Genomic DNA, 11,909 nt, shown 5'->3' with positions numbered 1-11,909 from the left:
GTCAGATTGAGATGGATCAAGGTCGAGGCCCGTCATGACGATAGGATTATCCGGCGGCATGGAGGCAGCGATGGATCTGGGAACGGCGATCAGGCGATGGAAAGCGAACTGGATGCGCGTGCATGAGTTCGAGGCCCTCGACCGGGAGCAGCGGGAGGCCATCGCCCGGGACATCGGAGTGCCGCCGGAAATGCTTCCCATCCTCGCCGCACGGAGCCCCGAGGCAGGGCAGGAGCTTCCGCGCCTCATGAATGCGCTCGCGCTCGATGAGGGTCATATCAGGCACATCCATGCAGCCCTGATGCGCGACATGAGCCTGACCTGCTCGGGATGCACGGCGGCAGTCCGGTGCCGGGACGATCTGTCTCGGGGGCAGGCATCGGCTCAGTATGGCGAGTACTGCCCCAATGCCGAGGCGCTGCAGGAACTTCAGGGCAAGAGAAACTCAAGCTTCTGAAGGTGCCTGGATGGCGGAAGGTCCTGAACCCTTCTCAGAAGGAGTAGCGGTCCGGTCAGGTATTCATTCCATCGATAACATATGTTTATTCTGTCGCTCGGCCACCGCACGAGCGAGAGAGGCGAATCTCTACCAGTACACAAGTTTAAGATATCGTGATGGGCCGCGCTTCGTGCTCAGGGACTAATCCTTAGATCTTTCCGGGAACGGAAAGACGCCCCGGCGAGGCGGCGACCATCCCTGCGAGGGAGGTGACATGTCTGCTGCGTCTGCAGCCGAGCCTCGTGTTGCGTTGGGAAGCTCATCGTCCAGAACCCGTAACCGGATCGCCCTCGCGGCCGCCCTTGCATCCGGCCTGTCCTTCCTCATTGCCGCCTTCGCCGTCTATGGGCATGCCGCCCAGGATCGACACGATTCCATTCAACGCGGCCTGTCCATTTCGGCGGCGGCATCCCGAGGGCTCGAACGGGAGGCCGATGCTCTCGGGAGCGTCGTGAAGGGGCTTGCGGCATCGCCGCTTCTCGCGGCCGACGATCTGGCCCCCTTCCACCGGCAACTCCTAGCTACGCCCCGTCCCGATGGCTCCCGGTTCGTCCTCTGGAACCATGAGCGCGTGCTCCTCAGCTCGGCTATCAGCTACGGGGGGCACCTGCCTCCCATCAACCTGTTCCCGTTAGGCGGTCAGCTCATGCAGCCGACACGGCACGACGGCCTTTCCGTTTCCGAGCGCCTCTATGCGCCGCTGACGAGGGACTGGATCATTGCGCTGAGCCTGCGGCTGGCGAGCGCTGCCCGGGACGGCGAGCGGATCCTGACCCTCGCCGTGCCGGAGGCGTATTTCGGCAAGGTCGTCCGCGAAAGCAACCCGCCTGACGGCTGGATGATGTTCATCCTCGATCGCGACCTGCAGCAGGTGAGATGGGACGGGACGGATCTGCCGCTGGCCTCGTCCCTGCGCCTCCGGCTGGCCGATGCCCTGGCACGGGGTGTCCGGAGCGGGCACTTCGAGGTCGACGGATACAATGGCGGCATGCTCGTCGCCTTCGAGCACTCCATCCGCACCGGCTACACCGTCCTGTCGACGATGCCGGCGGCCCAGATCGGCCAGCCGACCTACCCGACCCAACGATGGCTCTGGTATGCGGGGATGGTCCTGGCCCTGATAGGGACCGCTTCGGCCGGTGTCGCGCTCAGGACAATCGGTTCAACCGATGCCTTGAAATCCGCCGCGGTTTCGACCAGGGCGCGATACCAGGCTCGGCTTTCGCTCATGCAGGAGAGGGAGTTCCTCCAGGCATCCCTCGATGCGCTTTCGGCTCACATCGCGGTTCTCGATGAAGCGGGCGTGATCGTTTCCGTGAATGAGGCATGGAAACGGTTCGCGAAGGACAATGGATATCCCGCCCCGTCTTACGGCCTCGGCATGAACTATCTCGATGTCTGCGCTCGCGCCCGGCTGGCTGACCCGGCCCTCGGCCAGATCCACGACGGTCTTGCCGCCGTCGTTGCAGGGCGAACGCGGGAGTATCGCGATGTGTACCGGTGCGATGGCCCGGACCGGCCGCGCTGGTTCCAGATGCGGGCGACCCGCTTCATTGCAGGGGCGCTGTCCCGCACCATCGTGGCCCACGAGGACATCACCGAGGTCGTCGCCATCAGGGCCGAGATCAACACCCTGTCGGAACGCCTGCTGAATGTTCAGGAGGAGGAACGTGAGAGGATTGCCGTGGAGCTGCACGACTCGACTGCGCAGCATCTCGTGGCCGTCAGCCTCAACCTGATGCAGGTCGGAAGCCTCCGCTTGCCTCCTTCCGGGCGCCGCATCCTCGACGAAATCGACCGTTCGCTGGAAGAGGCCCTGAAGGAGCTGCGGATCTTCACCTACCTGCTTCACCCGCCCAGATTGGAGAACGATGGCCTCGTGAGCACGGTCCAGGATTTCGCCGAGGGTTTTGCGAAGCGGACGGATCTCGAGACGATCCTGCGGTTCGACGAGGCCGCCGACGGGTTGTCCGTCGATCTCCAGCGCGCATTGTTCCGCATCGTTCAGGAGGGCTTGGCGAATGTCCACCGCCATGCCGAGGCGTCCCAGGTTGTCCTCAGCCTGCGCCTGACATCCGATCAGGTGATCCTGTCCGTGGCGGACAACGGGCGCGGGATGCGGAGGGATCGGGCAGAGATGGGGGCGCGGCAGGCCAGCCTCGGTGTCGGCATCCCGGGAATGCGCATCCGCCTCGGCCAATTCGGCGGCAGCCTCCGGATCCGCAGCGGCCGGCGCGGGACCATCATCCGGGCGGCTGCGCCTCGCGTCACGCCGAAAGGCATGGCGATTAGGGCATGAGCGAAAAGCGGGGTAGGGTGGTCATCCGTTCAATGGGGAATCGCCCGGGCTGCTCTCAGGGTTTTCCTGGGTTTCACCGTCGCGCTTTTGGGCTATAAAAATTCAATCTGGGGAGGGCGCAACCGGCCATGACGCGCATCCTGATCGCCGACGACCATGACGTGGTCCGCTCAGGGCTCAATGCCATCCTGAGCAGCCAATCCGGGTGGGAGGTCGTCGCCGAGGCCGCCGACGGTCGCAAGGCCGTCGAGCTGGTCGCCGAGACCAAGCCGGACGTTGCCATTCTCGATTATCAACTCCCTTCTCTCAACGGTGTCGATGCGACGCGGGAGATCCGCGCGATCAGGCCACAGACGGAAGTTCTGATCTTCACCATGCATGAGAGCGAGTTGCTGCTGCGCGAGGCGCTCGAAGCCGGGGCACGCGGCTACCTGCTGAAATCAGATGCCCGGAAGTTTCTCATCGCGGCCGTCGAGTCCCTGTCTCAGCACAAGCCGTTTTTCACGGGACGCATCTCCGAGGCTCTTCTGAACGCTTTCCTGTCGCAGGGGCACGCCACCGAGGGTGCATTGACGGCGCGGGAGCGGGGCGTGGTCCAGCTCATCGCGGAGGGCCGAAGCAACAAGGAGGTGGCCCAGATCCTCGGTCTCAACCTGAAGACCGTGGAAAGCCACAGGGCCTCGGCCATGCGCAAGGTCAACGTCAATTCGACGGCGACACTGGTGCGGTACGCGATCCGCAACAAGCTGGTCGAGCCGTGATGCGATCCTCGCACGACCATTTTCTTCGGTTCATCGTTCCCGATGGGATGTTTGATCCGCCATGTGACCGGGCGGCAGGATTGCCGCCCGGCCGGCCTTGATCAGTCGCCGCTTGCCGTTTCCGACATTTTCGACATGGCATCGTCGATGGTGAAGGAGTTCGGCTTCTGGACCGCAGGGAACTCTTTGAATGTCTCGGCGAACTTCGCCGCTCCGGCCTGAGCTGCGTAGATGAAGTAGGCGTTATGGAACATCCAGTCCCAGTAGGTATTCGACGTGATGGGAGCGAACTCGTAGGGATCGGTCCGCAGGTTGAAGATCTTCGGCAACCGCAGCCTGACGAAGGGCTCGGCCCACACACCCAATGTCCCCTCCATGCGCTGCTCCATGAATACGATCTTCCAATTGTCGTAACGCAAGGCGAGCACGTCGCCGTCGTCGCTGAAATAGAAGAAGAAGTTGCGGGGGCTCTCTTTCGTTTCCCCAGTCAGGTACGGCAGAAGGTTGAAGCCGTCGATGTGGTTCTTGTAGAGCCGTCCTAAGGCCTGATAGCCGGTCTTAAGCTTTTCCACGATGTCCGGAGCACCGGCCATCGCCATGAAGGTCGGCAGCCAATCATGGTGCTGGACGATGCCGTTGGAGATGGATCCGGCCTCGATCCTGCCTGGCCAGCGCACGATCAACGGTATGCGGAAGGCCCCTTCCCAGTTGGTGTTCTTCTCGCTTCGGAACGGGGTCGTGGCGCCGTCCGGCCAGGTGTTCCGGTGCGGTCCGTTGTCGGTCGAGTACATGACGAAGGTATCGTCCGCGATGCCGAGCTCGTCGAGATAGTTCAGGACGTCGCCGACGAGCTTGTCGTGATCCACCATCGTGTCATGGTAGGGCGATTGCCAGCGCCCGGCCTGACCCAGGCTTTCCGCCTTGGTATGCGTGATGAAGTGCATGTGGGTCGTGTTCAGCCAGACGAAGAAAGGTGTGCCGGCATCGTTCTGACGCTTGATGAAATCCTTCGCGGCGGCGGCGAATTCGTCATCGCAGGTTTCCATGCGCTTTCTGTTGAGGGGGCCCGTATCCTCGATCTTCTGCTTTCCGACCCTGCCCCAGCGGGGCATTTCCGTCGGATCGTCCTTGTCGGTCGCCCATGAATGGATCACTCCGCGCGGGCCGAACATATCGCGGAAATGAGGGAAATCCTCCTTCTTGGGATAGTTGTCCATCTCCGGCTCTTCCTCGGCGTTGAGGTGGTAGAGATTGCCGAAGAACTCGTCGAAGCCATGGTTGGTCGGCAGCATGTGGTTCAGGTCGCCGAGGTGGTTTTTGCCGAACTGGCCGGTTGCATAGCCCTGCTCCTTCAGCAGCGCCGCGATGGTGATTGTCTTGTCGTTCATTCCGATCGGAGCGGCCGGAATGCCGACTTTCGACAGGCCGGTGCGATAGACGCTCTGCCCGGTGATGAAGGAGGAGCGTCCCGCCGTGCACGATTGCTCGCCGTAGGAATCGGTGAACATCATTCCTTCCTTGGCGAGGCGGTCGATATTGGGTGTGTGGTAGCCCATCAGACCATGCGAGTAGCAGCTCAAGTTCGAGATGCCGATATCGTCTCCCCAGATCACGAGGATGTTCGGCTTGCGGTCTTTCGGCGACGTGGCCATGACGGTGCTCCTCCTTGTGTAGCTTTGGCGGGATTGGCTGTTTGCCTACCCACGGACGGCGGGCAGGCCGGAACAAGAGGCGTGACGCAACGTTGTAGGCATCTGCTGAACGGCCTCGCATGGCAGCCCTCGATACGATTGGCCGGGACAGGTGAGGCGCGCGAAACGTTTGGGGGTGGAGTTTTATCGGCCTGCCATTCTCTTCTGGTGGCGCTCGGGGCTGCGGTGACATTGATGGCTCCTTGAATGTGCAGGCGTCTCACGGGAACGGACCGGCTCTTCATCAACCGAACGGTCCGACCTGGAAAACCATGCTCACGATGGCCGCGATGCCGATCAGAAGAAGGATCACGGCGGTGATCAGCGTGAGCGACGGCGGAAATTTGCTCTCCGCGCGGATAAGGCCCGCGACCTTCATGGCCGTGCGCTCCTTGCGCAGTCCGAGCATGAACTGGACGTGATAGACGATCCCGATCACCAGCATGGTGATGCCGAGTGCCACGAGGGCGACGCCGAAATTTCGCGCCGGGCGGGCGCCGGTCAGCAATTGCTGCTCCCTGAGCTTCTCGAAGACCTGATAGATCGTGAATCCGAAGCTGATCAACGATAGCGACGTGCGGATCACGGCCATCAATGTTCGGTCGGCGCTCATGCGGGTGCGCTGGAACGACATTCCCGTGCGCCGTGACGACAGTTCGACCGATATCGTGTCTGAGGCGGACTGCGCATCGACGGGAGGCTTTGGCATGACCGGGTCCATGACGCTTCACCTCGTAGGATCGGAGTGCGGGTGGTGGAGGATCCACCAGCGCGCGATCCGGGTAACGATGCCCCTGAAGACGAGATAGGGAACGAAGGCGAGCAGAAGCGCCGTCAGGACCATTTCGCCAGGGAAGAACGTGTTCAGGACCCTGTACTGGTAGATCGCATCCATCCCCAGGCCGAGCAGGAGGATGCGGCCGGTCGACAGGAAGCCTTCACGAAGCCGCTTGTTGCGTCGCGTGGGATCGCTCAGGACCGTCCGGAAATAGGGCAGGCGTCCAAGCCGCGCGTCATTGATTCCATCGTGCAGGGCCGCCAGGAAGGCCATCGTCGGCTGGAGGAGGAACCGGAACGCCATGGGGCCGTTCGGTCGCTCCACGATGTTGTGCCAGATCCGGCGCTCCACATCGACCGATATGCCGTACCACGCGATCCCCAGCACGATCAGCACCGCCATGAGCGCAACCGCGAGCCAGGCTATCAGCCTGGCGCTACGGGATGTCGCCTGAAGTGTCCGGTCTGCCACAAGCCTCTCCTCGTTCCATGCGGTCGAGAGGGCCGGAGCCTGGTCATTGCGCGGCCAGGCTCGGTGCCGCGGGGGGCTTGGTGACGGAGGGTGGGTTCCACCGTCCCGTCAGAGCGTCCGCTTTCGGCGCATAGATCCGCATTGTCAGGTTGAAGGGCCCCTTCGGAGCAGGCAGCCAGTTGGCTTCCCGATCCTTGCCGGGGCTGTCGTTCTGCACATAGAGGGTCAGCGATCCGTCCGGATCGTGCTGGAGAGGCATCCAGCTGCTGAGGGCGAAGCGGTCGAGGGAATTGGCGACCTGGAACCCGTCCTTGTCGTAGAGCGTCACCGACCAGAACGCGTCGGCGGGTGGAAGCGCGTTTGCATCGAAGCGCAGCGTGTACTTGTCCGCCCCGTCGAGCGGCCTGCCGGTTTCGTCGCCGAGGTTGAGCGGATAGATCGCATCCTCGGGCAGGTTCGCCCCCAGGCCGAACTGGGCCACGATGGCGCGCTTGAGATAGTAGTTTCCGTAGACGCCCATCGTGTCCGTGTTCATGGACCAGTGGTTGGCGACGCGGGCGAGCGTCGGGACCTTCCACTCCATGAGGCTTTGGGCGTTCTTCGGGGCCGAGTCGATTTCCTTCTTCACGACGGGATCGAGGCGGGCGGTGTCGAAGTCTTTCCCGGCTTCGAAGCCGATGCGCTTCAGGCGGGCGATCATGGGCTGGTCGGTAGCATGCGGCGGGTGCTGCTTGAGCAGCTGGGCGGCATAGGCGAAGAACTTGTCACCGGCCATCGAGTCGACCTGCACCTTCGGCGGCGTCTTCACGTCGACGGAGGGGTCGATCCTGGCCTCGACGGGCTTCGGCGGCTTGCCCCATTCCGACAGGGGAGTCACCTTGAATCCGGCCTGGATCTTATGGACCGCGTCGTAGTCGGAAGGCCCATCGGTCTTGGTGCGGCCGATGATCCACACGTAAGGCGTTGGGGCCTGGATGCGCGAGAAACCGTCCGGCACGGATCCGGTCCAGCCCGGCGGGGTCAGCAGGAAATTGCCCGCCTGCGTCCCCGTGGTGCGCCATCCCGGCGATGCGAAGACATCGGTCCACATGTCGAGCATGGGCAGGAGGTAGTATCGTCCGCCCGTATCGGGTGCGGAGATCACCATGGGCTCCCGGGTCAGGTCGATCCAGGCGCTGGAATAGAGCGTATCGAAATTGGGCCGCACGACCGAGCGCATCTCCGCCGTCGGAAAGGCCGGCACATTGACGAAGCTGTTCATCGGCCCGCCGATGCCGCTTTCTCCCGGCGGGATGTTCGTGAGCTGCTTGCGTGTCACGTCCATGGTGATGAGAGGATAGAAATAGATGTAGGCCGCGGTGGCGATGGAGCGGGCCTCGTCCTGCGTGATCGTTTGGGCGCGGGCCCCAGGGCCGAAGCCGAATGTCGCCGCGCACAGACCGAGCGCCAGGATCGTACGCGCAGCAAAGTCAGGCCGAGGCAAGCTCATGGTTTCGTCCCTTCTCTGATGATGCACCGAAAGCCGACATGGCTTGTCGATGTGTCGACCGGCTGCGGGTGACGGGCGGCCGGCCGGTAGCGGCGGCAATAGCTCGGGGCGCACAGGTGCGAGCCGCCCTTGAGCACCCGGCGCGGGATGCGGATCTCCGGCTGGCACGGATCGTAGCTGTCGGCTTCGCGGCCGCCGCGCGGGTTCTCGGGGATGCAGCAGGCCTTGGGGGCGTCGGCCGGATGTTTCGGCGTGTAGAAGTCCGAGGTCCATTCCCAGACATTGCCGATCATGTCGTGCAGGCCATAGGCATTGGGCGGAAAGGCCGTGACCGGCGAAGTGCGCTCGTAGCCGTCCTCGCGTTTGTTCTGGAACGGAAACGCGCCCTGCCAGGTATTGGCCATGTGACGGCCGCCCGGCGTGAGCTCGTCGCCCCAGGCGAATTCCGCGCCGTCGAGCCCGCCGCGTGCGGCGTATTCCCATTCGGCCTCGGTCGGCAGGCTCTTGCCCGCCCAGGCGGCGTAGGCCTGCGCATCGGCATAGGCAACATGCACGACCGGATGATCGTCGAGGCCCCTGATGGACGATCCACGCCCGTAGGGTCGACGCCAGTTCGCCCCGAAGGTGAAGGACCACCATTGACTCCAGTCCTCCAGGGAGACCGGGTAATCGGGCGGGCTGAAGACGAGGGAGCCCGCCTTGAGCATCTCCGGCAGCGCGCCGGGATAATCCTTGGGGTCGGGTTTGCGCTCCGCGACGGTGACGTGCCCGGTCGCTTCGACGAAGCGCCGGAACTCCCGATTGGTGACCGGGGTCCGGTCCATCCAGAAATCGTCGACGGTGACGCGGTGGACCGGCGCTTCCTCGGGGTAGTGCCTGTCCGAGCCCATGCGGAACGTGCCGCCGGGGATCCGGACCATGTCCGGTGCCGGGGCATCTCCTCGGGACGAAACCGCTTCGGTCATATCTGGTTCGGCGAAGGTCATGGGTGCATCTTCCTCATGCCGTGCAGCTCGGGATGTTGCTGCTGCCGGACGCTTACTCGGCCGGCGCGGGCGGCGTGACGCCCGTGACCTGGGCCGAGGGCTCCTCGCTGAGCCAGCGATAGAGAATGCCGCCGATTGCGCCGCCGATCAGCGGCGCGACCCAGAACAGCCACAACTGCGCCAGGGCCCAGCCGCCCACGAACAGGGCCGGACCGGTGCTGCGGGCGGGGTTCACCGAGGTGTTGGTGATCGGGATGCCGACGAGGTGGATCAGCGTCAGGCCCAGGCCGATGGCGATGGGCGCGAAGCCGACCGGAGCCTTGCCGTGGGTCGAGCCCATGATGATGAACAGGAACATCATGGTCAGCACGACCTCGGCCACAAAGCCGGAGATCAGGCTGTACTGGCCGGGCGAATGGGCGCCGTAGCCGTTGGCGGCAAAGCCCTTCGCGAGATCGAAGCCGGGCGCCCCGGAGGCGATCAGGTACAGGACGAAGGACGCGATGACGGCGCCGATCACCTGGGACACGATGTAGGGCAGAATATCCTGCCGCGGGAAGCGGCCGCCCGCGGCGAGGCCGACGGTCACGGCCGGGTTCAGGTGGCAACCCGAGATGTGGCCGATGGCATAGGCCATGGTCAGCACGGTGAGGCCGAAGGCGAGGGCGACGCCGAGCAGGCCGATGCCCACCTCGGGAAAGGCGGCCGCGATCACCGCGCTGCCGCAGCCGGCGAAGGTGAGCCAGAACGTGCCGATCGCCTCGGCGACGCATTTGTGGATGTTGTAGCTGTTGTGGAGATCCATGATGTCCTCCTCCATGTCGGCGCGCGGACGTGCCGGGGCCTCCGGGCCGCGCCGACCGTCATGCCGACGTCGCCTCGCGCAGGATGCGATCCCATGCGATTGAGCTTAGGGAGTCGGTTCGAAAGCGGAATTAGGGGAACACCTGAGGGGCGGCCAGGAAAACACCGAAAGCGGATGCTCTTCGGGGTAGGGGCGGGAGCGCTACGGCGTGAGCGTTCCCGAGACGGCCTGTCCGAGGCCTTCCACATGACCCTGGAAGTTCTCGCGCGTCCGTGGATCGACGACCGCGACCGGGGCCGAAACGGCAAGGCCCGCCGCCGTGCCGACGGCGGCCGCGGCTCCCGCCGTCACCTGGATGATCCTGTCGCCGATCCCGACCCGGGCATCCGTCAGGGTCTGGCCTTCGGCGAGTTCCCGGCCGATCATGCGCACGACTTCGGGGCTCTCGGCGAATTTGGAGTGGTTCAAGGGATCGCCGGTCCTGAGCTTGGACAGGTTCAGGACCGTGATGCCCGACTTGTCGAGATCGCTGCGATAGGGCTCCTGCTCCGGGTCGATGGCGCCGAGCCGCACCGCGTCGCCCCAAATGCGTCGGGAGATCGCCAGCGCCCGGTCGTCCTGCGACACGAAGAGGGTGAAGGACGGGCGGGCCTTGCCCATGTCGAGAACCGCCTCGCGGAACAGGTCGACATCCACGTCGGGAGCGGCCAGCAGCACGTTGCGGATCTTCGGCGCCACGCGGCCGTCGCGGATCGCCATCTGGCGCAGCGCCTCCAGGGTCACCCAATTGCCCATGGAATGCGCGAGGATCGAAATCTCCCCGACGGCCGGGTCGCTCGCCAGCGTGCGCAGGGTTTTCTCGAGGGCATTGCGGGAATAGGTGTTGCTCTCCCGGTCGTAGCCATAAGCCAGCACGCTGCCGCGCGACGGCCAGGTGAACAGCACCGGCACCACGGGCGTGCCGGCATCGTGGACGATCTGGGCGAAGCGGAAGACCGCGTCGTCGAAGCGGTTGTTGAAGCCGTGAATGAACACCAGCACGCGCCGCTGCGGCACGGTCCGGACGGTACGGTTGAACCATGCGGTCGCCTGCTGGCGGTCGATGATGTCCGCCTTCAGGGTGACGAAATCCGTGGCGGGATTGCCGGGGGTGCTCTGCGGCCATTGCACCTCGCCGGCCGCGCGGTTGGCCGCCGGCGGGATCGAGACCGTGAACTCGGCGAAGGACAGTTCCGGTCCACGGCCGCCCGAATAGAATTCCTGCGGATCTTTTGCCCTCATGCGGGTCGTGGCGACCAGCATGTCGACCTTGCTCGCACCGGGAACCGTCTCGGCCACCGGAAGCAGAACGCCCTTGGGGCTGGCGCATCCGGCGAGGCAGAGCGCAACGGCGGCGGCCGCGATGCAGGACCTGGTCCTGTTCGTGGCCTTCATGGGGGACGTGTTGCCGCCGCCATCTCGTCCTGTCCGTCGCATTCGGTTCGCGTTCCCCGGCTGTCGTGTCCGGGCAAATCTTCATCAGGTTGTCGTGCTTGTCGAGCGCGAACGAGCAGATTTCGCTTTTTCCGCCAGCAACGGCTTTCTTTCCGCCGTAAGAGGAGGGCGGTCTTCGCCCCCGTGCCCTGCGTGGCATCAGCGATGCGGGGACGGCTGCAGGATGCATCGCCGGAACCGCGACGTTATCCTTGCTCATGCAAGCGGGGATCCGGATCCGCCTATGGAGGCGCAAGGGGCGAGCCGCATCGCATCTCCTTCGGCACCGTCAGCGGATCGGGATCCCGGGTTTCGCTGCGCGGCCGGGATGACAGCCGGGGGAAGCTCTCCGTCATGGCCGCACTTGATGCGGCCATCCGCGCCTTGGCAGCAGTGCAGCTCCGAAGGCGTGGGTGACCGGCACGAGGCCGGTCATGACGCGGCGGGTGTGGTGATCGCTGTCAAAGAGCCAGCCCCGTGGGGCCCGCAGCTTGCGCTGCGAGCCTTTCGGGTTCGAGGGTGGCGCGTCGGGCAGCCCGGCTCGCTCTCTAGGGGTGAATGTGAGAGCCGAACTGCTCGTCACGCACGGTTCTTTTCAGGTGGACCAGCTGGGGAGCCCCCAAGGTCGACCTCCCGCGACCACAGGATTGCGAGGCC

At 64.5% G+C, this 11,909-nt stretch carries 10 protein-coding genes; 3 read left to right on the top strand and 7 right to left on the bottom strand.

From position 1 onward, the window contains the following. The first annotated feature begins 34 nt into the window (after nucleotides 1-34). The 3 genes from H0S73_RS16125 to H0S73_RS16115 all read left to right on the top strand — a co-directional run bounded on the left by H0S73_RS16125 (nucleotide 35) and on the right by H0S73_RS16115 (nucleotide 3,559). Nucleotides 35-457 carry a DUF6455 family protein gene (locus H0S73_RS16125; RefSeq protein ID WP_181053102.1) on the top strand — a complete coding sequence of 141 codons (423 nt, stop codon included), beginning with the start codon at nucleotides 35-37 and terminating at the stop codon, nucleotides 455-457. Between the two features lie 256 nt (nucleotides 458-713). Next, nucleotides 714-2,798 carry a sensor histidine kinase gene (locus H0S73_RS16120; protein ID WP_181053101.1) on the top strand — a complete coding sequence of 695 codons (2,085 nt, stop codon included), beginning with the start codon at nucleotides 714-716 and terminating at the stop codon, nucleotides 2,796-2,798. Between the two features lie 128 nt (nucleotides 2,799-2,926). Then, nucleotides 2,927-3,559, top strand: a complete 633-nt coding sequence (locus H0S73_RS16115) for a response regulator (protein WP_181053100.1) — start codon at nucleotides 2,927-2,929, stop codon at nucleotides 3,557-3,559. Nucleotides 3,560-3,660: 101 nt separating this feature from the next. Here H0S73_RS16115 and H0S73_RS16110 read toward each other — a convergent pair whose 3' ends face one another. From H0S73_RS16110 to H0S73_RS16080, 7 genes are all read right to left on the bottom strand, one after another. Continuing rightward, nucleotides 3,661-5,211, bottom strand: coding sequence for an arylsulfatase (locus tag H0S73_RS16110; RefSeq protein WP_181053099.1), 1,551 nt, complete (start codon nucleotides 5,209-5,211; stop codon nucleotides 3,661-3,663). 283 nt (nucleotides 5,212-5,494) lie between these two features. After that, entirely contained in the window at nucleotides 5,495-5,959 is a 465-nt protein-coding gene (locus H0S73_RS16105) for a YidH family protein (protein ID WP_246388966.1), read from the bottom strand. Between the two features lie 18 nt (nucleotides 5,960-5,977). Then, nucleotides 5,978-6,499, bottom strand: a complete 522-nt coding sequence (locus tag H0S73_RS25525) for a hypothetical protein (protein WP_181053097.1) — start codon at nucleotides 6,497-6,499, stop codon at nucleotides 5,978-5,980. 43 nt (nucleotides 6,500-6,542) lie between these two features. Continuing rightward, nucleotides 6,543-7,988 (bottom strand): DUF1254 domain-containing protein, encoded by a 1,446-nt coding sequence (locus H0S73_RS16095; protein ID WP_181053096.1) that lies wholly within the window; start codon nucleotides 7,986-7,988, stop codon nucleotides 6,543-6,545. Continuing rightward, nucleotides 7,985-8,953 carry a formylglycine-generating enzyme family protein gene (locus H0S73_RS16090; protein WP_246389299.1) on the bottom strand — a complete coding sequence of 323 codons (969 nt, stop codon included), beginning with the start codon at nucleotides 8,951-8,953 and terminating at the stop codon, nucleotides 7,985-7,987. The genes H0S73_RS16095 and H0S73_RS16090 overlap by 4 nt, the downstream gene beginning before the upstream one ends. Before the next feature lie 73 nt (nucleotides 8,954-9,026). Continuing rightward, nucleotides 9,027-9,779, bottom strand: a complete 753-nt coding sequence (gene aqpZ / locus H0S73_RS16085) for an aquaporin Z (RefSeq protein WP_181053094.1) — start codon at nucleotides 9,777-9,779, stop codon at nucleotides 9,027-9,029. A gap of 201 nt (nucleotides 9,780-9,980) precedes the next feature. Continuing rightward, entirely contained in the window at nucleotides 9,981-11,213 is a 1,233-nt protein-coding gene (locus tag H0S73_RS16080; protein WP_181054367.1) for an alpha/beta hydrolase, read from the bottom strand. Nucleotides 11,214-11,909 lie beyond the last annotated feature (696 nt).

This window comes from Microvirga mediterraneensis, from assembly GCF_013520865.1.
GTDB lineage: Bacteria > Pseudomonadota > Alphaproteobacteria > Rhizobiales > Beijerinckiaceae > Microvirga > Microvirga mediterraneensis.
Note: the sequence above shows the minus strand (reverse complement) of the source record. Positions and strands in the feature narration are given on the sequence as shown.

Coding starts and splice junctions, on each gene's coding strand:
- H0S73_RS16105 (WP_246388966.1), bottom strand. CDS start 5,959: ATGCCAAAGCCTCCCGTCGATGCGCAGTCCGCCTCAGACACGATATCG.
- H0S73_RS16095 (WP_181053096.1), bottom strand. CDS start 7,988: ATGAGCTTGCCTCGGCCTGACTTTGCTGCGCGTACGATCCTGGCGCTC.
- H0S73_RS16110 (WP_181053099.1), bottom strand. CDS start 5,211: ATGGCCACGTCGCCGAAAGACCGCAAGCCGAACATCCTCGTGATCTGG.
- H0S73_RS16120 (WP_181053101.1), top strand. CDS start 714: ATGTCTGCTGCGTCTGCAGCCGAGCCTCGTGTTGCGTTGGGAAGCTCA.
- H0S73_RS16080 (WP_181054367.1), bottom strand. CDS start 11,213: ATGAAGGCCACGAACAGGACCAGGTCCTGCATCGCGGCCGCCGCCGTT.
- H0S73_RS16125 (WP_181053102.1), top strand. CDS start 35: ATGACGATAGGATTATCCGGCGGCATGGAGGCAGCGATGGATCTGGGA.
- H0S73_RS16115 (WP_181053100.1), top strand. CDS start 2,927: ATGACGCGCATCCTGATCGCCGACGACCATGACGTGGTCCGCTCAGGG.
- aqpZ (WP_181053094.1), bottom strand. CDS start 9,779: ATGGATCTCCACAACAGCTACAACATCCACAAATGCGTCGCCGAGGCG.
- H0S73_RS16090 (WP_246389299.1), bottom strand. CDS start 8,953: ATGACCGAAGCGGTTTCGTCCCGAGGAGATGCCCCGGCACCGGACATG.